28 protein-coding genes and 1 tRNA gene are annotated in these 20,720 nt (G+C 51.8%); all 29 read right to left on the minus strand.

All coding sequences use genetic code 11. The annotated features are described in order from the left end of the window. Positions 1 to 80 precede the first annotated feature (80 nt). The gene (locus F556_RS38315) at positions 81 to 248 is read right to left on the minus strand and encodes a hypothetical protein (RefSeq protein WP_020616675.1); all 168 of its coding nucleotides are present in this window, start codon (positions 246 to 248) and stop codon (positions 81 to 83) included. Between the two features lie 61 nt (positions 249 to 309). Next, positions 310 to 1,092, minus strand: coding sequence for a CheR family methyltransferase (locus F556_RS0109345; RefSeq protein ID WP_020616676.1), 783 nt, complete (start codon positions 1,090 to 1,092; stop codon positions 310 to 312). A gap of 47 nt (positions 1,093 to 1,139) precedes the next feature. Continuing rightward, positions 1,140 to 1,583: a nucleoside-diphosphate kinase gene (gene ndk, locus F556_RS0109350; protein WP_020616677.1), complete on the minus strand. Its 444-nt coding sequence runs from the start codon at positions 1,581 to 1,583 to the stop codon at positions 1,140 to 1,142. Positions 1,584 to 1,619: 36 nt separating this feature from the next. Next, complete coding sequence (hepT, locus tag F556_RS0109355) at positions 1,620 to 2,594, minus strand: heptaprenyl diphosphate synthase component II (protein WP_020616678.1); 975 nt, start codon at positions 2,592 to 2,594, stop codon at positions 1,620 to 1,622. Positions 2,595 to 2,598: 4 nt separating this feature from the next. Further along, on the minus strand, positions 2,599 to 3,453 hold the full coding sequence (locus F556_RS0109360) for a menaquinone biosynthetic enzyme MqnA/MqnD family protein (RefSeq protein WP_020616679.1): 855 nt from the start codon (positions 3,451 to 3,453) through the stop codon (positions 2,599 to 2,601). Further along, positions 3,416 to 4,072, minus strand: a complete 657-nt coding sequence (locus F556_RS0109365) for a UbiX family flavin prenyltransferase (protein WP_020616680.1) — start codon at positions 4,070 to 4,072, stop codon at positions 3,416 to 3,418. The genes F556_RS0109360 and F556_RS0109365 overlap by 38 nt, the downstream gene beginning before the upstream one ends. Further along, positions 4,066 to 4,941 carry a UbiA-like polyprenyltransferase gene (locus F556_RS0109370; protein ID WP_020616681.1) on the minus strand — a complete coding sequence of 292 codons (876 nt, stop codon included), beginning with the start codon at positions 4,939 to 4,941 and terminating at the stop codon, positions 4,066 to 4,068. Before F556_RS0109370 ends, F556_RS0109365 begins: the two co-directional genes overlap by 7 nt. Beyond that, on the minus strand, positions 4,938 to 5,657 hold the full coding sequence (locus F556_RS0109375) for a demethylmenaquinone methyltransferase (RefSeq protein ID WP_020616682.1): 720 nt from the start codon (positions 5,655 to 5,657) through the stop codon (positions 4,938 to 4,940). The genes F556_RS0109370 and F556_RS0109375 overlap by 4 nt, the downstream gene beginning before the upstream one ends. Before the next feature lie 5 nt (positions 5,658 to 5,662). Next, complete coding sequence (locus tag F556_RS33620) at positions 5,663 to 6,469, minus strand: heptaprenyl diphosphate synthase component 1 (protein WP_020616683.1); 807 nt, start codon at positions 6,467 to 6,469, stop codon at positions 5,663 to 5,665. 125 nt (positions 6,470 to 6,594) lie between these two features. Next, a complete protein-coding gene (locus F556_RS0109385) occupies positions 6,595 to 7,215 on the minus strand; it encodes a hypothetical protein (protein WP_020616684.1) in 621 nt (206 codons plus the stop codon). Between the two features lie 53 nt (positions 7,216 to 7,268). Beyond that, on the minus strand, positions 7,269 to 7,487 hold the full coding sequence (mtrB, locus tag F556_RS0109390; RefSeq protein WP_020616685.1) for a trp RNA-binding attenuation protein MtrB: 219 nt from the start codon (positions 7,485 to 7,487) through the stop codon (positions 7,269 to 7,271). A gap of 99 nt (positions 7,488 to 7,586) precedes the next feature. Beyond that, positions 7,587 to 7,663, minus strand: a tRNA-Pro gene (locus F556_RS0109395). A 344-nt stretch (positions 7,664 to 8,007) separates the two neighbouring features. Next, positions 8,008 to 8,283 (minus strand): HU family DNA-binding protein, encoded by a 276-nt coding sequence (locus tag F556_RS0109400; RefSeq protein WP_020616686.1) that lies wholly within the window; start codon positions 8,281 to 8,283, stop codon positions 8,008 to 8,010. 238 nt (positions 8,284 to 8,521) lie between these two features. After that, entirely contained in the window at positions 8,522 to 10,000 is a 1,479-nt protein-coding gene (spoIVA, locus tag F556_RS0109405; protein ID WP_020616687.1) for a stage IV sporulation protein A, read from the minus strand. A 364-nt stretch (positions 10,001 to 10,364) separates the two neighbouring features. Further along, a complete protein-coding gene (locus F556_RS0109410) occupies positions 10,365 to 11,099 on the minus strand; it encodes a hypothetical protein (protein ID WP_020616688.1) in 735 nt (244 codons plus the stop codon). A 16-nt stretch (positions 11,100 to 11,115) separates the two neighbouring features. Continuing rightward, a complete protein-coding gene (locus F556_RS0109415; RefSeq protein WP_026297199.1) occupies positions 11,116 to 11,466 on the minus strand; it encodes a 2Fe-2S iron-sulfur cluster-binding protein in 351 nt (116 codons plus the stop codon). Between the two features lie 2 nt (positions 11,467 to 11,468). After that, positions 11,469 to 12,068 carry a nucleotidyltransferase domain-containing protein gene (locus F556_RS33625; RefSeq protein ID WP_020616690.1) on the minus strand — a complete coding sequence of 200 codons (600 nt, stop codon included), beginning with the start codon at positions 12,066 to 12,068 and terminating at the stop codon, positions 11,469 to 11,471. Between the two features lie 32 nt (positions 12,069 to 12,100). Beyond that, entirely contained in the window at positions 12,101 to 12,397 is a 297-nt protein-coding gene (locus tag F556_RS0109425; RefSeq protein WP_020616691.1) for a 2Fe-2S iron-sulfur cluster-binding protein, read from the minus strand. Between the two features lie 30 nt (positions 12,398 to 12,427). After that, positions 12,428 to 12,616 (minus strand): DUF2768 family protein, encoded by a 189-nt coding sequence (locus F556_RS0109430; protein WP_020616692.1) that lies wholly within the window; start codon positions 12,614 to 12,616, stop codon positions 12,428 to 12,430. A 125-nt stretch (positions 12,617 to 12,741) separates the two neighbouring features. Continuing rightward, entirely contained in the window at positions 12,742 to 13,014 is a 273-nt protein-coding gene (locus tag F556_RS0109435; RefSeq protein ID WP_026297202.1) for a stage VI sporulation protein F, read from the minus strand. A 119-nt stretch (positions 13,015 to 13,133) separates the two neighbouring features. Then, positions 13,134 to 14,144, minus strand: a complete 1,011-nt coding sequence (locus F556_RS0109440) for an NAD(P)H-dependent glycerol-3-phosphate dehydrogenase (RefSeq protein WP_020616694.1) — start codon at positions 14,142 to 14,144, stop codon at positions 13,134 to 13,136. Further along, positions 14,131 to 14,754, minus strand: coding sequence for a glycerol-3-phosphate 1-O-acyltransferase PlsY (gene plsY / locus F556_RS0109445; protein WP_020616695.1), 624 nt, complete (start codon positions 14,752 to 14,754; stop codon positions 14,131 to 14,133). The genes F556_RS0109440 and plsY overlap by 14 nt, the downstream gene beginning before the upstream one ends. Positions 14,755 to 14,760: 6 nt before the next feature. Continuing rightward, entirely contained in the window at positions 14,761 to 16,083 is a 1,323-nt protein-coding gene (gene der, locus F556_RS0109450) for a ribosome biogenesis GTPase Der (RefSeq protein ID WP_020616696.1), read from the minus strand. Between the two features lie 73 nt (positions 16,084 to 16,156). After that, positions 16,157 to 16,333: a capping complex subunit for YIEGIA gene (locus F556_RS38320; RefSeq protein WP_020616697.1), complete on the minus strand. Its 177-nt coding sequence runs from the start codon at positions 16,331 to 16,333 to the stop codon at positions 16,157 to 16,159. 1 nt (position 16,334) lies between these two features. After that, positions 16,335 to 17,246 carry a YIEGIA family protein gene (locus tag F556_RS0109460; RefSeq protein ID WP_020616698.1) on the minus strand — a complete coding sequence of 304 codons (912 nt, stop codon included), beginning with the start codon at positions 17,244 to 17,246 and terminating at the stop codon, positions 16,335 to 16,337. After that, the gene (locus F556_RS0109465) at positions 17,243 to 17,875 is read right to left on the minus strand and encodes a YphA family membrane protein (RefSeq protein WP_020616699.1); all 633 of its coding nucleotides are present in this window, start codon (positions 17,873 to 17,875) and stop codon (positions 17,243 to 17,245) included. Before F556_RS0109465 ends, F556_RS0109460 begins: the two co-directional genes overlap by 4 nt. A gap of 128 nt (positions 17,876 to 18,003) precedes the next feature. Then, on the minus strand, positions 18,004 to 19,278 hold the full coding sequence (gene rpsA / locus F556_RS0109470) for a 30S ribosomal protein S1 (protein WP_020616700.1): 1,275 nt from the start codon (positions 19,276 to 19,278) through the stop codon (positions 18,004 to 18,006). A gap of 110 nt (positions 19,279 to 19,388) precedes the next feature. Continuing rightward, complete coding sequence (locus F556_RS0109475) at positions 19,389 to 19,967, minus strand: lysophospholipid acyltransferase family protein (protein WP_020616701.1); 579 nt, start codon at positions 19,965 to 19,967, stop codon at positions 19,389 to 19,391. 3 nt (positions 19,968 to 19,970) lie between these two features. Beyond that, on the minus strand, positions 19,971 to 20,672 hold the full coding sequence (cmk, locus tag F556_RS0109480) for a (d)CMP kinase (protein ID WP_020616702.1): 702 nt from the start codon (positions 20,670 to 20,672) through the stop codon (positions 19,971 to 19,973). Positions 20,673 to 20,720 lie beyond the last annotated feature (48 nt).

The raw sequence follows: 20,720 nt of genomic DNA on the forward strand, positions 1-20,720 counted from the left end.
TGACAAGAAATAGCGCCTTCATCCCATGAACAGCACGAAGCCCGTCTCCATGGAGACGGGCTTCGTCGCACAGTCAGCGTTTAGCCGGTGACCGTATGTCTTACAAGTCTTGCAGCCGGTTCATAGGTTAACTTGGGATCATTAAGAATCCCTGTCAAATGCCGGCCTTCCACACCTAGAATCTGGGCACATTCCTGTATCGTGATCATCCCGCAGCGGTAGGCGGTGATGACCTTCACCTTATCCATGTAAGCTTCCCTCCAAGAAATGGTCAGTAGCTCTAGTATTGGAGAAGATGGGCTGGACTATTCATCCTCTGCGCTTGCGGTAGAAAAACGTCTCTACCGTCTCCAGATCGTACTGGGCCGGTGAGAAGATTTGTTCCGTACTGCCAACAAACAGCACACCGCCGGGACGCAGGGCTTGGGAGAACTTCCGATAGAGCTGCTGCTTGGCCTCTTCAGTGAAATAGATCATCACATTGCGGCAAACGATCAGATCAAACGGCCCTTCGAACCGATCATGCAACAGGTTATGCTGCTTGAACTTGACGGCCTTTTTAAGTAATCCTTGAACAGCGTACAGATCATCGCTCATCGTGAAATAACGCTTAATATAGGCAGGGGGCACATCCCGGATCGACCGGTCCAGGTAGTTGCCGCTTTGGGCTTTCTCCAGTACCTTGTGATCCAAATCGGTCGCCAGAATCGACGAGCGGTCCAATACGCTCAGATGATCCAAAATCATTGCAAGGGTGTAAGGCTCCTCACCAGTCGAGCAAGCCGCACTCCAGATCCTCAGTCGGGGGGATTCCTTCATGAGTTCAGGCAAAAACCGTTGTTCCAACGCTTGCCACCGGTTGGGGTTACGCCAAAACTCGGAGACATTGATCGTCATCCGGTCCAAAAACTCATTCATCAGCTGCGGATCCTTCTGAAGCGCATCCATATAGGTATGAAAGGTTGTGAATCCGTGTTTGGTACGAAGTGTCGTTAGTCGACGCTTCATCTGCGCTTCCTTGTACTGCGATAAATCAATCGCCGTTTTCTCCTTGATCCGCTTGATGAACAAACTAAAATCCTGATCCTCCAACAGATGCTCCCCCTCGTCTGACTTAGATGGCTAACCCTAGCAGAGCCTTAGATCCAGCGCTGGATCGTATGCTCATAATCAACGAGCTCCTCTGGCGAGAAGTACAGGTTGATCTCACGTTCGGCATTGTCGACTGAATCCGAACCATGAATCAAATTAAAATTCGTATGTACAGCATAATCGGAACGGATCGTTCCTGGTGCAGCCTGCAGAGCATCTGTCTTGCCAATCAGCGCCCGGGAAAGTGCAATAACGCCGTCGCCCCGCCACACCATCGCAAAAACCGGTCCGGACGTAATAAAATCGATCAGAGGATCGTAATAAGGCCTGCCGACATGTTCCGCATAATGCGCTTCTGCCAGCTTACGGTCCAGTCGAATGAATTTGGCTGCTGCAAGCTGCAGGCCCTTTTTCTCGAACCTGCTGACGATCTCTCCGATCAGTCCCCGCTGCACGCCGTCCGGCTTAATCATCAGAAAGGTTTGTTCCATAACATAAGCCTCCTTCAGAGATAAAAAGTCGTATATTTAGAAATTACGCTTGGCCACAAATCGCGCAATATCCATCAAATGCTGCTTGGCCGTTAGATCAGGCAAGCCTTCTAGCGCAGCGATCGCTTTATTAATATACCGGTCAGCCAATTGCTCTGAACGGGCAATGCCATCGCTGTTGCGGATCATCTTAAGCGTACGCGTAATGTCGGCAGACGAGCCCAAATCGCGAATGCTGGCAATCTCCTCACGCAGCTCCTCACCGATCTTGGGATCCTGCAGAGCCAATAACACGGGGAGCGTAATATTCCCCTGAGTAATATCGGAGCCGGGAGGCTTGCCAATCTGCTTCTCGGTGCCGCAGATGTCCAGCACATCGTCGCGAATCTGGAACGCCATGCCCACATTGTAGCCGAACCGGTATAACCTCAGCGCATGCTGTCGGTCACTATCTGCTGCAATGGCGCCGAGTTGGCAGCTGACGGCTATCAGGAGCGCGGTTTTACGGCGGATGCGCCGCATATAGTTGCGAATGGACTGGGAGGTATTGAAGAAATCCCGGATTTGCTCCATTTCGCCGATCGACATCTGGAGAATGGCCCGTGAGAGCACGCGGTGGATCTCCGGGTTATCCAGTTCCGTGACGATCATGAGCGCTTTGGCATAGATATAGTCCCCCGTGTACATGGCAATCCGGTTATCCCATTTGGATTTTACGGTCAGCTTGCCACGTCTGGTCTCCGCATTATCAATGACATCGTCATGCACAAGCGAGGCCATGTGAATCAGCTCCAGAGGCACGGCAATGCGCTTCAGACGATCCAGCCGGTAATCCCCGAACTTGCCGGCCAGCAGTACAAAGGCTGGACGCAGCCGTTTGCCTCCCGCTTTGAGCAAATGCAGCGAGGTCTCGCTAAGCAGCTCGTGATTGGAGCTCACAACCGATTCCAGCTCGCGCTCGATCACCTGCAGGTCAGTTTTCAGTTTTGCGTATAATTCCAGTAGTTTCATTCGTTCACCCGTGCGACAAAGATTGATGGTTCAAATATTGCATCCGTACATCCTGCTTCAGTAATCCAAGCTTTCTTGCATAACGAAGGTACAAGGCCAGTCCAGCCTGCTGGCTTGGACCGAAGTCATAATTCAACTCCTGAAAGTACCTTTGCCAATAATCTGCCTCTCCCCCCAGCTCGTTGCAGGCTTTGGCAATCAGCGGAGTTAGGTCCTGCAGACTTCGGCGCTTACTCTCAAGCAAGGCTTCGTGCAGCTCGCTAAGCAGGCTGCCTTGACTGCTCGCGATGTCCTTGCGTGCTGCTACGACAGCGAACGTCATACCGTGGCCGGTCCAGCTCCGCCACAATGCTCCGAGATCAATCACCTCGCAGCCGGTCTGGCGCCAGGATGCCTTAATTGCGGTATCCCCAATTAATAGTGCGGCATCGGCGCTCTCCAGCATCTCATCGAGGGAAGGCGCCATTGTCTTGTACTGCGGCGAAGCGCCATAATATTCATGCATCAGAATTCGCAGCAGGTTTACTGAGGTCGCCGATGTGTCGGTCATGGCAATCGTTCCCCGCAGCACCTCTTCAAGCGGCCGCTTCAGAAACAACAGAATGGAGTTGACCCGGTCCTCTGCGCTAACAGACAGACCGGGAAGCAGCACATAATCTTCGCTGTTCTGCGCATAAGCAAAGGATGAGACGGCAGCCACATCCAGCTCCCGTTTTTTCAAGGCTTCATTAAGACGGGCCGGTACTTGTGTGGAGAGTCGTACTCTCCCGCCTAGATGCTCTTCCCTAAAATGAAAAAAAATCGGCCATGCGTTGGCATAGTCAATCCGTCCGAGGGTTATCGGGTGTGTGCTCTCCATGTTGCTCTTCCCCCCATCTTCTGTACAGATTGTGCGCTAGCGGCATGTTGTCCATTACCTTGCCGACCAGAAAATTGACCATTTCCTCCATCGACTGAGGCTTGTAATAAAAAGCCGGCATAGCCGGAATGAGCTTGACGCCCAATCTGGACAGAGTCAGCATATTTTCCAAATGAATCGCATGCAGCGGTGTCTCCCGAGGCACAAGCAGCAGCTTGCGGCCTTCCTTCAGCATCACGTCTGCCGCACGTGCAAGCAGATTACCCGAGGAACCATGGGCTATACTCGAGAGCGAACCCATCGAGCATGGCATGATGACCATGCCTTCGGTTAGAAATGAGCCGCTCGCAATCGCTGCTCCAATATCCCGGTTATCATAATAATGAAGGCTGCTCCCGGCCATCTCGCCAAAGTGCTGCTCCAGCGTTTCCTGCCGTTTGGTCACATTCCAACCAAGCTCTTCCTTGATTACTCGCCAACCTGCATCGGTTATAACCAGATGCAGACTGACGCCGGCAGCCAGCAACTCCTCACAGAGTCGTATGCCGTAGACGGCCCCGCTGGCGCCGGTTATACCGACGATCCATCGCGGGGCTCCAGTACGATATGGATCTACCATTGATGCAGCACCACCAGGTCAAGCAGGGTAAAGATGAACACAACCATGCTAAGCGTGCCGTTCATGGTGAAGAAGGCCGTGTCCAGTCTGGTCAGGTCATGAGGCTTGACCAAGCGATGCTGGTAGAACAGAATGAATAACGCCACCAGCAAGCCAATCAGATACCCCAGGCCCAAATCTGTAAGCCAGTACAGTGCAATCAGTCCAGCGCCAGTGCAAGCATGAAAGACGCGTGCAATGCCCAATGCCTTGGCCAAGCCGAAGCGGGCAGGAATCGAATGTAAGCGGACCTTCCGATCGTATTCAAAGTCCTGACACGCATAAATGATATCAAACCCGGCTGTCCAAAGTGCAACAGAGAGATATAGCAAAATGGCTGTTCCATCCACTGCACCCGTTACCGCGACCCAGCCGCCCAGCGGAGCCAGTCCAATCGTCAGTCCAAGCACGACATGACAGAGCCAGGTAAACCGCTTGGTGTAGGAATAAATGACGAGCATGAACACTGCGAGCGGCAGCAGCGTGACAGACAGCGGGTTGAGCTGAAAAGCTGCGAAAAATAACAAAGCGAATGAAATGATAATGAAGGCCAGCACCTCGCCAGAACGCAAAAGCCCTGCAGGCAAGGCCCGCTTCTCCGTCCGGGGATTACGCAGGTCAATCGCTTTGTCGATCAGCCGATTCAATCCCATTGCCGCACTCCGCGCACCAATCATCGCAAGGATGACCCAGCCGATTTCCGACCATGCGGGCAATCGATCTTGCATCGTGACAGCACCCAGAATGGCACCGACAAACGCGAATGGCAAGGCAAAGATCGTATGTTCAAATTTAATCATTTCCAGGAAGATGCGTGTTTTGCGAATCATGCCTTATCCGTTCCCTTCGTTCCCATATGAAGGGCAGCTACGCCGCCGGCAAACGAGTAGGCCTTCACCTGTTGCAAGCCGATCTCGCGATAAATCTCAGCCAGCCGTTCCCGGTCTGGAAAATGAACCAGCGATTCAGGGAGCCACTTGTATTGTTCGTGCCGCTTGGCCACAAACTTGCCAATGAGCGGCATAATCTGTTGAAAATAAAGATAGTAGAAAAATTTGAATGGCTGCCAGCCCGGCTTGGACATCTCAAGGCATACGACTTGACCGCCTGGTTTGACGACCCGCTGCATTTCTTGAAGCACCTTCACAAGGTCAGGGACATTACGAAGACCAAACCCGATCGTCGCATAATCGAAATGATTATCTGGAAAAGGCAGGTCCATCGCATTGCCCTGGACGAGCGAAATCTGGTCCGCAAGACCGAGCTTGGCCACTTTGCCCTTCCCGACATCTAGCATCGCTTGGCTGAAATCCAATCCTACGATTCCACCCTTCTTGCTCGTATGTGCAATATCAATGGTCCAATCGCACGTTCCACAGCATAGATCAATTGCCGTATCGCCTGGTTTCATAGCCATCTTGCGCATCGTGAATTTCCGCCAGGCTTTATGTCTGCCAAAGCTGATTAGATCATTCATCATATCGTATTTGGGCGCAATACTCTCAAACACCGAGTGCACATGCTGCTCCTTGGCCTGTGGGTCCATCTGTGTCACCTCGTCTCGTTGAATGCAGGAGCAAAAATATGAGGCGCGGACAGCAAAGCGTCCCCAATCCCCCGCACTTCGGCTGCCATACTGGCACCCAGCGTCTCCGCATAATCATACAATTGCGATACACTCTGCTTCAGCTCCTCCGTGAGCCGATCGTGAATATCCGCTCGTGAAGCCTGGGCTTCCTGCTGCAAGAGCCAATAGCCTAGGCTCCAGTGAAAGCCAGCTGGATCGTGCAACCTGTCCAGCTCGGCAGCCAGCAGCTCGGCACGGCTAACCGTCTCAGCAAGCAAGTGCCAGTTAGCCGCCAATTCTTCATCCAGCAAGCTCGTGAACGCAAGCAGCAGCTCAGCTCGCTGCGCCACGCCGAAGTCGACATAGCGCTCACCGTCCAATTGCTCCTGCTGCATCTCCATATACTGATCCATCTTTAGCCGGTTAATCTCATAGGCAGCCGCGCTAAGCTTTTGTATTGCTGCCAATTCACCAGCTTGCGCAAGCAAATGATAAAAACGCCCGCTAAAATAATCGCCGCCCAGCACCTTGAGCTGTCTGGCGCGCATATCCGCTTCGGAACCGATTGACCGGTCAGTGTCGATCCAGTCGTGCGTGTCGAGTCCTAGCTGAAGCAGTCCAGCAACCAGCGCGTACAATTCACTGTGCTTCGATGTAGCCGGTTGACTGGCAAGCGCAGCATAGAGCAAACGAGTCCTTGCCTCAGCAAATGCCGGTAGACCGGTATAACGGTGGATCATATCGTATGCGATATATTTTGTAGCCATCTCAGGTATTCTGTAGGGTTTCATCGGTCAAGCCTCCGAACAGCTGTCATCCTCTTTTTGAACCAATATCTAAATTATTATAGCACAATCCAAAATCAGAAGTATATCAAAAGTGTGTCCAGTCTGAAGCACTTTGACCCGCCCCGCATTTAATCCGGCCATGCTCCGAAGCGCCTGAACCAGCGTGGTGTGACGGTGATCCGAAAATGTTCTCTCCACTGCGGCTGCAAAATGTCGCTCGGCATCATTCTCTCCAGGTAACGGGCCAATTCACCATCTGACCTGCGGATGTCTGCAGCCATTAACAAACCGGGATGCTCCGTTGTCCTAATAGCCTGGTCTTCATTGACACGAGTAGCAGAGTTTTCCTCGCCGACCGGTTCCAGAAAACGGACGAGCAGCCGGTCAATGTTTGACTTCTTGATAAAGGCCAACTGGAGCAGCATGAGTAAATCTCTGCTTAGTGCCTCCGGTTGCACGTGACGAGGAACCAGATAATCAACGGCTAGTTCGCCTTGGTTCCAGTTGACTCGCCCGAGCTTGCTCTGCCAGGCCTCGCTATCCATTACATCCACAAGATTATATAACCCTAATCTCGTTGGGTCCTCTGGCTGGAAAACAGAAGCGTCTTGTCGCTGAACGGGACCCAGCGGCAGAAGCACAAGAAGAGAGGTGACAAGTACGGCCATAACAGACGAGAGCAGTAACTGCTTCCAGACCCGCATGAGAGCGCCCCTTACACCGGATTTGGCGCTCGGCAAGGTGAACATTCAAGCCAAGCTCCATACTACAGTGTATAACAAAAAAAGCAGGCTATGCCTGCTTAATCGGTGTCGACGGAACCGTATTTGGTCATAACCGTTGCTTTGCCCCGAATTTTGATCGCAGAGGTATGGTCCGTAAATTGGGCAATCAGAACTTCTCCCCGGTCCAGCTTCTCCGTGTGGTGAAATTTCGTATCCAGCCCGCGTGTCAAACCGATGACCTGTACGCCCTGCTCCTTGGCCTTCACTACAATATAATCGCCGTGTGTCGCGTCCATTGACTGAGCCCTCCTCTGATCTGATAATCCGTTTTTTCAAAAAAACGGCCTTCCCACCGGGAACCGGACATTAGGAAGGCAGTCTGCAAATTATGTAACTGGTCGGAGTAACAGGATTTGAACCTGCGACCTCACCCACCCCAAGGGTGCGCGCTACCAGGCTGCGCCATACCCCGAAGAAAATGCTTTTGATCACGAAGTGTCTCAGGATGCTGATTCGACGTTGAATCTTGAATGCAGTCGGAACTAAGAGGATGCTTACGAAGCCAGTTTCCTCCGGAAACTCTTAGGTGCTCACGTAGGCCCACCTACGCTCCGCTCCTCATTTCCTCCTGCCTCCAACCTTCTCGGTGCTGAAAAGCGTCCGAACGCTTTTGATCACGAAGTAACGCTGAGTTGCCACTGTAAGTTGCAAAATCGAGTCTACCGAAATTCGTTTCAAAAGTCAATAGAAAGATTGCAAGCCCGGGAAGTTAAAAAAACGTCCGAACAGGATCATTCGGACGTCGCTGGGTCAGGATTAGTTGGAAACCAGATCCTTCAGGGATTTACCTGGTTTGAACGCTGGCATTTTGCTTGCAGCGATCTCGATCTCTTCACCGGTTTGCGGGTTACGGCCTTTACGGGCGGAACGCTCACGTACCTCGAAGTTACCAAAGCCAACCAGTTGAACCTTGTCTCCGCTTTGCAGCGCATCAGAGATGGCATCAAAAACAGCATCTACCGCTTTTGTCGCATCCTTCTTGGAAAGTTCAGTTGTTTCAGCTACTTTAGCAATCAAGTCTGTTTTATTCATGTGTTCACCTCCTCTGACGGCAACGTTGGTCGCTTCCAATATCATTCTGTTTAACCGAATCAATCGTTTTTATACCTTGATTCACAACAAATTTATAGTAATACAGCCGTTTCGGAATTTCAAGTAGATTAAGAAGTTTTCACAGAAAAACCGCTAAACGCCCGATTTTACTGACATTTCTTAAGAAAAAAGGCGGTGTGTTCGCTATTTGCAGCGAACACACAGCCTTATTTTTTTACTAGAGAATGATAGCGATCAGGCCACCAGAGCCCTCGTTGATGATCCGTCCGAGCGTCTCCTGCAGCTTGTATCGAGCATTGTCCGGCATCATGGCAATCTTGCCTTGAATGCCCTCTCGCACGATGGAATGAAGCGAGCGACCGAAGATATCAGACTCCCAGATTTTGATAGGATCGTTCTCGAAGTCCTGCATCAGATAGCGTACCAGCTCTTCACTTTGCTTCTCCGTGCCGATGATTGGTGCGAACTCCGACTCCACATCAACCCGAATCATGTGAATCGAAGGTGCGGTTGCTTTGAGACGGACGCCGAAGCGTGAGCCCTGACGAATCAGCTCTGGGTCATCCAGTGCCATCTCTGCAAGCGTAGGTGCCGCGATGCCGTAGCCCGTCGTTTTGACCATCTCCAGTGCCTCTGCAAACCGATCGTACTCCCGCTTGGCGTGCGAGAACTCTTGCATCAGCTGCAGGAGATGATCCTTGCCGCGAATTTCAACACCGACCACTTCCATCAGAATCTGGTCATAGAGCTCATCAGGAGCGTACAGATCAATCTCTGCCACGCCTTGCCCCATATTCATACCGCTCAGACCAGCTCTTGCGATAAATTCATATTCCATAAACTGATCAACCACCCGGTCGACGTCGCGCAGGCGGCGAATATCCTTTACGGTATCCCGAACCGAATTCTCATAGTTGCTGCGAACCCAATGGTTCTCTTGCAGCACCATGACCCAGCTTGGCAGGTTGACATTGACCTCATGCACCGGGAACTCATAGAGCACTTCCCGCAGTACCGACATCACTTCGTCTTCCCCCATCGTAGCGACGCTCATGGTCATGACGGGAATGTCATATTTGGTTTGCAGTTCATTCCGCAGTTGCAGTGCTTCCTCACCCTTCGGCTTCGTTGAATTGACAATCAGCACGAAGGGTTTGCCTACTTCCTTCAGTTCATTAATCACGCGCTCCTCGGCTTCAACGTACGAATTCCTGGAGATTTCAGCGATCGAGCCGTCCGTCGTAATGACAACGCCGAGCGTCGAATGCTCCTGGATCACCTTACGCGTTCCGATCTCCGCGGCTTCCTGGAATGGAATCGGCTCTTCGAACCATGGTGTAGAGATCATGCGCGGACCATTCTCGTCCTCATATCCTTTAGCGCCTTCTACAGCATAACCGACACAGTCGACTAACCGAACATTGACCTCGAGTCCTTCCGCTACATTGATTTGTACGGCTTGATTCGGGACAAATTTGGGCTCTGTCGTCATGATCGTCTTGCCTGCTGCGCTCTGTGGAAGCTCATCGACAGCGCGGACGCGGTCAGATTCGCTCGTTATGTTCGGTAATACAACAGTCTCCATAAAACGTTTAATGAATGTCGATTTGCCTGTGCGGACCGCACCGACGACACCGAGGTAAATATCCCCACCAGTTCGCTCGGCAATGTCTTTGAAAATGTCCACTTTCTCCACTGAATATCCCCTCCCAATGAAATTTCGGAGTACAAGGTGCTGCGACTTTGGCTACCTGTGTTGGTTGGTGACGATAGTCGCCAGGGCTCGCCGCTCAGGTCACTTGCGGTGCATTGGCAAGCAACAGTAACTCGTACATCAATTTGGACTAGTAACATCATATGTGGCAGATCGTGTTTTATTCCGATTCCGTACAGGTTGTTTTCTTGAATCATTCGGAACCTTGGACAAGAACACGTTGCACCTTCCAAGAAAGGATATATGTATGTGGAGGATCAGGTATGCCTAATACATCCCCACAAAGTGGAGCCTTTTCTTCGAAATAAAAAAACCGGTGACGCCTTGGGCGTAACCGGATTAATTGTTAGGGCTGCACATTCGCTGCCGCTTGCACTTCACCATCAACCATTTGATACACTGGCGCCTTCACCGGGACATAGTCTGACTGTTCGGCAAGCAACGCTCGCAAATCTTCCTCCGGCCCAGCATTCACGTCGCCCTCCCGGATCAATCTGGCAATATCCATCCCATAATCGGCATAAACTACGCCCTCTTCATCAATCATAGCCGTAATGTAGCTGCCCGAAAACACGCTCCGCAGCTGCGGCTCTTGTATCGTCAATTGACTGTAATCAATTCTGTAGAAGCCTGGATAGGCCTCTTCGCCAACCGGCAGCCCACCTCCACCTATCGTTCTATGCTCACTGATGGCTCGCTCAATTTCATTGATGCGTTGAAAAAGAACCAGATCCATGAGCTTCACAGCCGGCTCGGTGGTCTCGTTAATAATCATGAAGTAGTAGTTTCCACCTTTTTCGAACGAAAGCGATGGAATCTCTCCGATATACCCAAGCTCTTGCAGCCGCTTCATGTCGATGCGGTATTTCTCATAGGTTGGCGTCTCGGCATCACTGTTAAGAATGGGCAGCAAGCCGGTGCGCTCCTGGTATTCCTCGATTACACTTTGCATGTTTCGTACAGCTTCACGGACACCGCCCTGATTTTGCGCCAGATTCTCCCGCGGATACATACAGCCGCTCAGTAATACGGTCATCAGCGCCATCAGCAATACCGTCCGCCAACTTGTCCTTGGTTTCATCCTGTTCACTCCTTGCTTACCACAATTCATCCTCTTGCTGCGCCTCGGCCAGCCTTCGTCTGATGGCCGCTTTCAGCGGATCTTCCGGCACTTCGATTCTTGCATCACCTGCAACACGAGCCTGACACGACAATCGGATGCCTTCCGTCAGCTGTCCCGCAAGCTTGCGTCGTTCCAATTCAGCAGCTGGTGCCAATCCTTCTCCTGATGGGCTGCGATCCGTCACTTTGCACATGAGACAACCCGCCTTAAAGCCACAGCGCGAACGGATCGCAATGCCCGCCCGTCTCGCTGCATCCATAACCGTTGTCCCTTTTGCAACCTCAATGGAACGATCATCAGGTAAAAATGTCACCGTTACCTTCATCTTCACTCACCGTCCCTGTCTGCCTCTATCCAGGCCTCCATCTGCATCAGTAGGGCCGGAGATAGCTTATTACGCTGGGCAATCGTATTCAACAGCCTCACATGCTCAGAGTTGTCGGGGGCTGCCTGGATCGCTGCAGCAATTAACGACGTGCGATCCGAACGCTCACGGAGTGCATTGAACAGGAGTTCATGCACAAGCGGTACAAGTGCAATTGTCCTGCCCTCTACCTCCATGTGTGGAGCAGCAGGAAACAACAGCTCGCGAATCTCTGTCCGGTAGTTGCCAGCTGGCTGAGAAATGCAAAATCCACCGACCAGTTCAACCTGTACGGTACCGATCCGGTAATGGCTAAGAACCGAATCATAGAGCGATGTCCGGCTTCGTTCAGGCTTGTCCGTAGCATACAAGGACAACACCTCGTGTATGCGGGCGGCATCCTGCTCGTCCGCATACAGATCAAGATCACTGGGCGGGCGCTCGAGTGCCAGGCCGCGCAGCAGCAGCCCGGCACTGCCGCCCACGACCCATGCCGCGTCGGCGGCTTCGGTAAGTCGGGCGATCTCAGCCAGGCTTTGGACTATACTTACTTCCGCACACATGATGACGGACACATCCTTTTACAATAGGTCATTCAAAAATAGGTTTTGTTTACCGCTCGAATGGTGCCAGCCCCCGGCTTCACAATGGCCTGGCAACCCAAGCGATACCCTTCCTCCATCTCGTCTTCATCAAGCCTGTCCCATTCTGCATCTGTAATCTCCTCCAGATACTCCATTCCCTCCAGAACAAGACACCGGCAACGAGCACAAGTGCCACGCGTACAGGAAAAGCCCCAGTCAACCTTATGCTTGAGTGCGAGATCGAGCAGGGACTGACCGCTAATGGGTTCAACCTCGGCCTGAATGGTGCGCCCTTTTAATTCGATCATGTTGACTCCCTCCCCTTCTAACGATTCTTATTATATAATGGATATAAAACTGTAGATCATGCCTAATAACAAAAGGACGAAAGCGACAATCGACAATACCAGTCGGACGACCCCTTTTGTCTTGGTTCGAGCTACCGTTATGAGCAAAGCTGCGAAAGCCATTAAGCCGATCCCGATAAAAGAAACCCACATTTTTGTCATTGGATCCATTGTTTCCATTGATTCACTTCTCCTGCCGTTGCTATAATCTCAATTATTATAGCATCAGAACAAAAAAAGGACAAAAGCTGAGCAGCCGACACACAGGAAATTGCGGCCGCCTGAAGCTTTTGTCCACGTACTTGTCACTTTTTCATCATCATTTTAACCAGAGATTCCATATTATTCATGTTGCCGGTCTTTTTGACGACACCAACGATGTCATTGATCGTCTCTTCCGACACTGGAACCTTAGCCATAGCAGACACTTGCTTGATCAGCTTGCGCAGCTCGGCTTCGCTGTTCATTGTCTGCGGCGTTACACCGCTAGCCAGCTTGTTGACCGCTTGCTCCGTAATCGGCTTGCCGGTTTTTTTGCTCACAGCCTGCAAGACGTCCTTGGAGATGTTTTTGGGCAATTTGGCCATAATTCCTCCTCATCAAAAATACGGCATCCGGCAGAACAGTCGCCTCAGCGGCGGCCGCCTGCATCTGCTTCATCTTATGATGGGAGGACGGGAATGGTGTAGGCTGCTTCTCACTTGTCCATTTCCTGTGTACGGCCGCGCGCCATCAAATGCTCAACAGCAAGCCGAGGTTCTTTGCCCGCAAACAGGACCGCATACAGTTGCTCTGTAATCGGCATCTGCACATGGTACCGACTGGCCAGCGCATGCGCAGCAGAGGTTGTACGGACACCTTCAACGACCATGCCCATCCGCTCCAGCACCTCGTCGACCGTCAGCCCTTGCGCCAGCAGGGAGCCGGCGCGCCAGTTACGGCTGTGCTGGCTGGTACAGGTAACAATCAGATCGCCAACGCCAGCGAGACCCGCAAACGTGAGCATATTGGCGCCCATGGCTTCGCCGAGTCTGCCGATCTCAGCCAGTCCCCTGGTGATGAGTGCGGCCTTGGCATTATCCCCAAATCCGAGCCCATCAGAGAGACCCGCCCCCAGCGCAATAATATTCTTGATGGCGCCTGCGACCTCAACGCCAATCACATCCGAATTCGTGTACACCCGAAAATAAGAATTGATGAAAAAATCCTGGGCCTGTTCCGCGGCCGTCTGATCGACAGCTGCAACGACGACAGTTGTCGGCTGCTTGCGAACGACCTCTTCCGCATGACTAGGACCCGAGAGAACGACTAAACGCTCCGCCGGGAGTGGCAGCTCCTCGGCAAGGACACTGGACATCCGCTTGAGACTGTTCATTTCAAAGCCCTTGACGGCATGAATGACCAGGGTCTGCTCGCTAAGGAATGGAGCGGCCGCCCGCGCCACCTCGCGAAGTGCTGCAGAAGGCGCGACAAAGAGGACCGCGTCGGCACCCGTAACCGCTTCGCCCAAATCGACTGTCGCCCGGAGCTTCTCCGGCAGACGGGCATCCGGCAGATAGCGGGAATTGACACGCGTGCGGTTAATCTCCTCGGCTTGGTGAGCATGCCGGGTCCATAGACAGACCTCATGCCCATTATCGGCCAGCACGGCCGCCAGGGCAGTTCCCCAGCTGCCTGCGACCAAAACAGCGACTTTACGATTTGCCATGCGGCACTCCTTTCTTGGCACCAAGCTTGTTCTCCGTTCCTTGCATCAGGTTGGCAATGTTCTTGCGGTGGCGAATAACTGCCAGCGCAGCAACAACGAACCCTGCCCAAAAGGAAGGCATGCCCGCTTGAAACAATAGAATAAATACCGGCGTCATAATCGCAAATACCAGCGATCCAACCGAGACATACCTGGTTAAAGCAATGATTAGAATGGCCAGCACTCCTGCGAGCAGCGAGGGCAAAAAGGCCAGCGTGGCCATGACGCCGATCGTCGTAGCAATGCCCTTGCCTCCCTTAAAGCGGAACCAGATCGGCCAATTGTGCCCGAGCACGGCAGCCAGTCCGCAGAGAGCAGCCACCCACTCCGGATTCTCACCGCCGAGCCAGCATCCAATCAAGACGGCAGCGATTCCCTTGGCCGCATCTAATAGCAATACGAGTACGGCTGGACCCTTGCCCAGGACACGCAGCGTGTTGGTAGCCCCCGCATTTCCGCTTCCATGCTGCCGGATATCAATACCTTTTACCCACTTTGCAATCACAATACTGAAAGCAATCGAGCCTAACAAATAACTGATAACAACCCCAAGAACGGCTTCCAAACTCATTCTCCCCTAATCTTCCTCGGACTTCCGACGAGTAAATATCCTCACCGGCGTCCCCTCAAAATTAAATGCCGCACGTATCTTGTTCTCCAAGTATCGCTGATACGAGAAGTGCATCAGCTCTGGATCATTGGCAAAGATAACGATCGTCGGCGGTTTGACAGCAACTTGTGTGACGTAATTGATTTTCAGACGCTTGCCTTTGTCGGAAGGCGGCGGATTCATGGCCACTGCATCGGCCACTACATCATTAAGCAAGTGGGTCTGTATGCGCAATGCATGCTGCTCCGAGACATAATTGACGACAGGCAGCAGCTTTTGCAAGCGCTGTTTCGTTTTGGCGGATAGGAAAACAATGGGTGCATAAGCCATAAACAAGAAGTGATCCCGCACGTTCTGCGTGAACTGCTGCATCGTCTTCTCATCCTTCTCCACCGTATCCCATTTGTTGACGACGAATACACAAGCTTTGCCCGCTTCATGTGCATAGCCAGCAATATGCTTGTCCTGATCAATGATGCCTTCTTCGCCGTTAATGAGAATCAGCACCACATCTGTCCGTTCAATCGCCTTCATTGCCCGCATCACGCTGTACTTCTCAGTGTTCTCGTATACCTTGCCGCGCTTGCGCATGCCCGCCGTGTCAATCAGGACATAACGCTGTCCATCACGCTCAAAAGGCGTATCGATCGCATCACGGGTTGTACCGGCAATATTGCTCACGATGACCCGCTCTTCACCGAGCAAAGCGTTAACAAGGGAGGATTTGCCTACGTTGGGACGTCCGATTAACGCTACCCGTATAATATCCTCATCATACTCGTCTTCCTGGGGCTCAGGAAGCTTGCCTACCGAAGCCTCCAACAGGTCGCCAATCCCCAGGCCATGGGCGCCCGAGATTGCGACCGGGTCGCCGAATCCGAGGCTGTAAAATTCATAAATATCTTCCATGCGGTTTAAATTATCCACTTTATTGACAGCCACAACTACGGGCTTGCGGGATCGGAACAGCATTTGTGCCACTTCCTCATCCGCATGAGTCAAACCGGTCTTGGCATCAACCATAAAAATAATCACGTCGGCTTCTTCAATGGCCAGTTCGGCTTGCATGCGAACCGACTTCATGATCTCGTCCTCACCATCGATCTCGATCCCACCTGTATCGATGATACTGAACGCTTTGCCGCTCCACTCGCTGGTGCCGTAGAGTCGGTCGCGCGTGATGCCCGGTTTGTCTTCAACGATGGCCAGCCGATCACCTATGATCCGGTTGAATATCGTCGATTTACCCACATTTGGCCGCCCGACAATTGCGATAACGGGTCTTGCCATTCTGTTCCACTCCCCACTAAAATTCTCACGTATCTCATCATAGCAAAAAACGGCTGGCTTGGCTAACATTGATTTAACGCTCCACCAGAATAAATGTACCGTTTTTTAGATCATGTGCACTCGTGTCTAGTATTTTTTCCAGCAAAAAAGCGATTTCTTGCAATTGCGCTTCCGTATCGACTATAAAAATTGGCGCACCGCCGCCATGCTGCTCACGATTCAGCGTTACTACAGCCCGAATCTCCGGCATGTTAACCCGCTCCTTTCCCAGTATTGACACTTGCTTCTGTCGGCATCCTCACGGCAGACTCCAATACCGGTACATTGCGAGCAACAGCTACAGCTTTGGTTGCGTTATGCTCCTGGGGCAGCAGGAAGACGCCAAGACGCCCATCTTCCATATCCAGCTTGGCTAACGGCACGAGTGCGGGCTCGCCACTGTCACGAAAAACCCCCAGAATTGTCGACATGTCATAGAGAATGGCTTGCCGCTGACCCAGATTGGCCAGAGTGACTTTGCTATTCGCGTCATTGGGCGTCAGGATGATGCCGAGACCTCGCTTAATGATCAACTCCTGATCAGCAGAGAGACCAACGTTCATCATATAGATATCGCCCACATACAAGTCCGGCCCTTCCAATCGGATCTCCGCTATATCGGCTGAAGCGATATGGGACACCGTTTTGCCTGAACGCAGCTTGTGCACCATGACCAGCGTAACTGCTCCTGCCAGCGCTCCCCAGTACCAGGTCGTCAAAATGGCGAACAAGCTGGTGAGAAAAGCCGTTAGAATGACGAGATAGTTGCGGCCTTCAAAAACCATGGCGATCCCTTCGATGTATGTCGAGCCTCGGGATACCAGCTCCATCTCATCCAGCTTGGTTAAGGTTTCTCGTTCCATCTTGCGAACATCTCTAAATTGCTGAGCTGCCAGCGTCAAAAATGTGATGGCTGTATAATCTTTATCCAATAAAGCGGGGACTGCTACTGCACCGAGCGCGGCCGCAATGACACCAAGCGAGATATGAATGATCTGTCCGTGCGGGTAAGTCGGATATTGACGATAATCCGTTCGCAACAGCAATAATCTCGCTAACAGGCCAAATACAACCCCAAGAACGATACCGACAGTTAACTGGTTTGCTGTCAGATAAGCAATCATGTTCGGCTGCCTCCCTGATTATGAAGCTGCTTGCCCTGCCAGCGGGCTCTCATATATCCCATGAGCTGGCACGCCGCCCCTGTTAGTCTGGCAATAATAAGTGCTGACAATAACCGGTCCCACCAGCTCCAACTACCGAGGACGAAAGGTGTGGCTCTTGGGTGAACCAAGGTCAGCGCAATATCGGCTGCCAGCAACGAGAGGATCAGCAAGAACAGCTGTTCCTCGAAGCGCCAGGTCAATAGCCCTGCGAATACACCAGCAACTAGTATTCCATCCCAGGCAGGATGCATCACCACGAAGACCGGATCCAGCTGATACATTCTCTCAATCACATACCAGCCTAACGTTGCCAGGACACACCCGCATAACAGCAGCATTGCTTGTCCCAGGCTTCGTGGGGCCTGACGGATGGCCGCTGCCGTCCAACAGATGACCCAACATGTTGAAGCATGCAACTGAATATCCTGTGAAAGCGAGAACGTAAAAGGCAGGGCTACTCCGGCTCCCACCGCCAAAAACAGCAGCCTGTTCGTGGTTATCTCTCCTATCAGCCACGTCCGCCAGCCCGTTGAAACGAGAATGGCAAGAACAGTTATAACCCAGACCGTGAGAATTCCTGCATTCATACACATCCCTCCATTGCCCCTATTATGTGCCGCAGGCCCAAATAAAACGCATAATAGGGACAAAAAGAACCCCACAAAGTGGGATACACAAAAAAACAGCCCCAGAGGGGCTGTTTCAGGATTGCAACTTACTTGAATTTGCTCAGCTTGTCGCCGAAGCGCTCAGCCAGCGTGAAGCTCATGCCTTCTTTGTTCAAGCTTACGTTTGGATTGTTAAGATCCTCTTTGGATACACGTGGTCCGCGGTCGGATCTCTCCGGACGCTCGGAACGAGGCGCTTGCTCAGGAGCTTCTTCGGTTTCCTTGATGCTCAGGCTTACGCGCTTCTCGCCAGGATTGAAGTCCAAGATTTTCGCTTTGACTTCTTGACCTTCCTGCAGTACCTCAAATGGTGTCGCAACATGACGATGAGCAATCTGGGAAATGTGTACCAGACCCTCTACGCCAGGAGCGATTTCGACGAATGCGCCGAAGTTCACGAGGCGACGAACAGTACCTGTCACGATGTCACCTGTATTAAATTGACCTGCAGCTGAGTCCCAAGGACCTGGCTGAGCCGCTTTAATACTGAGGCTGATTTTGCCCACAGATGGATCAACTTTCAGCACTTTAACACGAACCGTGTCACCCTCGGATACAACATCCTTCGGATGAGCTACGTGCTGCCAGGACAGCTCGGATACGTGAACCAGGCCGTCAACACCACCGATGTCGACAAATGCGCCAAATGGTGTCAGGCGTTGAACTGTGCCTTCAATTTCTTGGCCCACTTCAAGCGACTCCATCACGCGTGTTTTGTTTTCTTCGAACTCTGCGTCAAGAACTTCCTTGGCGGAGAGAATAACTTTGTTGTTCTCGCGATCCAGTTCTTTTACTTTGACACGCAGCGTGCGGCCTTTGTAATCACTGAAATCTTCAACGAAGTGACGCTCTACCATGGAGGCTGGGATAAAGCCGCGTACGCCTACGTCAGCTACCAGACCGCCTTTGACTACGTCTGCAACAGTAATTTCGAATACGTTGCCGTTGTCAAAGTTTTCTTGGAGCGAATCCCAAGCATTTTCGCCATCAATCAGACGTTTGGAAAGCACAAGCTTCTCCTTGTCGTCGTCAATGCTGACTACTTTCAGCTCGATCTCTTGACCAAGCTCAACCAAGCCGTTCGCGCTGTCGATTTGTACTGCGGACAGTTCGCGGAGCGGAATAACACCGTCATATTTATATCCAAGGCTGACAGTAACTTGGTTATCTTCGATTTTGACGATAGAACCTTTAACGGTATCGCCTTTCTTCAAAGTAACCAGATTGTCCATTGCCTCCTGGTTTTCCGCTTCGGCAGCAGCCTCATCTTGGCTGACTGTTTCTTCTACCGTTGTATCCTGGATTTTTGTTTCTTCTGACATTTGAAATAACCTCCTCAGTTCATACCCCAACTTTATTTAAACCTGATCGCCGAGTCAAGCTCAAATTACGACGGCAGGATTTAAAACAATGAAAATTACAATGTAGCCGGTCAGCCTTCTCGAACCATTTCTCGAATGCGGCTCATGATACGCTCTGTGGCGCGGTCCAGTACATCGGATGAAGGATGATCAATAAAATCCTGCATATCGATGGGCTTGCCATACTTGATTCGCATTCTTCGGAACGGCTTGTAGGGGCCGATAATCGCTACAGGAACCACTGTTGCTCCGCTGCGTAGAGCCATCATAGCGGCGCCTTTCTTACCCATATTGTCCTCAGAACTCTTGCGAGTACCTTCCGGAAATATTCCCACCACATTTCCTTCCTTGAGCATCTGGATCGAGAGTCGAATCGACTCCTTGCTTACGCCTCCACGTTTGACGGGAAAAGCGCCTAGCGATCGCAGAAATGCATTCGAAAGCTTTGTGCTGAATAATTCAGCTTTGGCCATGTAATGGACTTTTCGACGAACTTTGACACCAACGGTAGTCGGGTCGATATTACTGATATGATTGGAGCAGAGCAATACAGGTCCAGTGGACGGTATGTTGCCCAAGCCCTCGGCCTTTAATGGGAATAAGGTAGCAAAAATGGCACGCAGCAGGGTCTGACAAAAACGATACATCATAGTTTACTTCGCCCCCGCCAATTTGGTTCGGCCTAAATCAATAATATGTTCGACGACTTGTTCAATGCTGAGATGGGAGCTATCCACCACAAGTGCATCAGATGCACGAGTGAGTGGTGAAACGGCTCGTTCCTGATCCATCTTGTCGCGAGCAGCAATTTCTTGTCGAAGCTGTTCCAGCGTAATCTGCTGCGTAGTGCCAGCCTCTAGAAAACGGCGTTCAGCCCGAATCTCCACGCTTGCTGTCAAAAAAATCTTCAGGTCAGCTTCTGGAAGGACCTTCGTACCGATATCCCTGCCATCCATGACTACGCCTTTGTCCAAGGCAAGCCTGCGCTGCTTGTCCACCAGCAGTTCTCTGACAGCCGGGTTTGCAGCTACTTGGGACACAAGCAGATTGACTTCGCGTGAACGAATCTCCTCCGTCACCTGTTCACCGTCCAGCAGAACCTCCTGCTTGCCTTCATCGTTCCGGATAACAATATCAAACGAAGCGGCGGCGGCGGCAACATCGGCGTGACTGTTTACATCGATTCCGTTCCGGCAGATACCCAGCGTTACAGCACGATACATAGCTCCGGTATCAATATAGATGTAGCCTAGACGCTCGGCGACCGTTCTGGCCACTGTGCTCTTCCCCGCGCCTGCAGGCCCGTCGATAGCGATATTGATCCGGTCGCTCCCGTCTCGATGCTGAATGCTCAACGGCAAATCCCCCTTGCGAAGTGTAAAGCCTAAGTATCAATAAAAAAG

The sequence above is a fragment of the Paenibacillus daejeonensis DSM 15491 genome, from assembly GCF_000378385.1.
Lineage (GTDB): Bacteria > Bacillota > Bacilli > Paenibacillales > Paenibacillaceae > Paenibacillus_D > Paenibacillus_D daejeonensis.

What these genes read in the sequence shown, in the direction of transcription:
- F556_RS38315 (WP_020616675.1), bottom strand. Translation starts at nt 248, where the DNA reads ATGGATAAGGTGAAGGTCATCACCGCCTACCGCTGCGGGATGATCACG.
- ndk (WP_020616677.1), bottom strand. Translation starts at nt 1,583, where the DNA reads ATGGAACAAACCTTTCTGATGATTAAGCCGGACGGCGTGCAGCGGGGA.
- hepT (WP_020616678.1), bottom strand. Translation starts at nt 2,594, where the DNA reads ATGAAACTACTGGAATTATACGCAAAACTGAAAACTGACCTGCAGGTG.
- F556_RS0109360 (WP_020616679.1), bottom strand. Translation starts at nt 3,453, where the DNA reads ATGGAGAGCACACACCCGATAACCCTCGGACGGATTGACTATGCCAAC.
- F556_RS0109365 (WP_020616680.1), bottom strand. Translation starts at nt 4,072, where the DNA reads ATGGTAGATCCATATCGTACTGGAGCCCCGCGATGGATCGTCGGTATA.
- F556_RS0109370 (WP_020616681.1), bottom strand. Translation starts at nt 4,941, where the DNA reads ATGATTCGCAAAACACGCATCTTCCTGGAAATGATTAAATTTGAACAT.
- F556_RS0109375 (WP_020616682.1), bottom strand. Translation starts at nt 5,657, where the DNA reads ATGGACCCACAGGCCAAGGAGCAGCATGTGCACTCGGTGTTTGAGAGT.
- F556_RS33620 (WP_020616683.1), bottom strand. Translation starts at nt 6,469, where the DNA reads ATGAAACCCTACAGAATACCTGAGATGGCTACAAAATATATCGCATAC.
- F556_RS0109385 (WP_020616684.1), bottom strand. Translation starts at nt 7,215, where the DNA reads ATGTTCACCTTGCCGAGCGCCAAATCCGGTGTAAGGGGCGCTCTCATG.
- mtrB (WP_020616685.1), bottom strand. Translation starts at nt 7,487, where the DNA reads ATGGACGCGACACACGGCGATTATATTGTAGTGAAGGCCAAGGAGCAG.
- F556_RS0109400 (WP_020616686.1), bottom strand. Translation starts at nt 8,283, where the DNA reads ATGAATAAAACAGACTTGATTGCTAAAGTAGCTGAAACAACTGAACTT.
- F556_RS0109410 (WP_020616688.1), bottom strand. Translation starts at nt 11,099, where the DNA reads ATGAAACCAAGGACAAGTTGGCGGACGGTATTGCTGATGGCGCTGATG.
- F556_RS0109415 (WP_026297199.1), bottom strand. Translation starts at nt 11,466, where the DNA reads ATGAAGGTAACGGTGACATTTTTACCTGATGATCGTTCCATTGAGGTT.
- F556_RS33625 (WP_020616690.1), bottom strand. Translation starts at nt 12,068, where the DNA reads ATGTGTGCGGAAGTAAGTATAGTCCAAAGCCTGGCTGAGATCGCCCGA.
- F556_RS0109425 (WP_020616691.1), bottom strand. Translation starts at nt 12,397, where the DNA reads ATGATCGAATTAAAAGGGCGCACCATTCAGGCCGAGGTTGAACCCATT.
- F556_RS0109430 (WP_020616692.1), bottom strand. Translation starts at nt 12,616, where the DNA reads ATGGAAACAATGGATCCAATGACAAAAATGTGGGTTTCTTTTATCGGG.
- F556_RS0109440 (WP_020616694.1), bottom strand. Translation starts at nt 14,144, where the DNA reads ATGGCAAATCGTAAAGTCGCTGTTTTGGTCGCAGGCAGCTGGGGAACT.
- plsY (WP_020616695.1), bottom strand. Translation starts at nt 14,754, where the DNA reads ATGAGTTTGGAAGCCGTTCTTGGGGTTGTTATCAGTTATTTGTTAGGC.
- der (WP_020616696.1), bottom strand. Translation starts at nt 16,083, where the DNA reads ATGGCAAGACCCGTTATCGCAATTGTCGGGCGGCCAAATGTGGGTAAA.
- F556_RS38320 (WP_020616697.1), bottom strand. Translation starts at nt 16,333, where the DNA reads ATGCCGGAGATTCGGGCTGTAGTAACGCTGAATCGTGAGCAGCATGGC.
- F556_RS0109460 (WP_020616698.1), bottom strand. Translation starts at nt 17,246, where the DNA reads ATGATTGCTTATCTGACAGCAAACCAGTTAACTGTCGGTATCGTTCTT.
- F556_RS0109465 (WP_020616699.1), bottom strand. Translation starts at nt 17,875, where the DNA reads ATGAATGCAGGAATTCTCACGGTCTGGGTTATAACTGTTCTTGCCATT.
- rpsA (WP_020616700.1), bottom strand. Translation starts at nt 19,278, where the DNA reads ATGTCAGAAGAAACAAAAATCCAGGATACAACGGTAGAAGAAACAGTC.
- F556_RS0109475 (WP_020616701.1), bottom strand. Translation starts at nt 19,967, where the DNA reads ATGATGTATCGTTTTTGTCAGACCCTGCTGCGTGCCATTTTTGCTACC.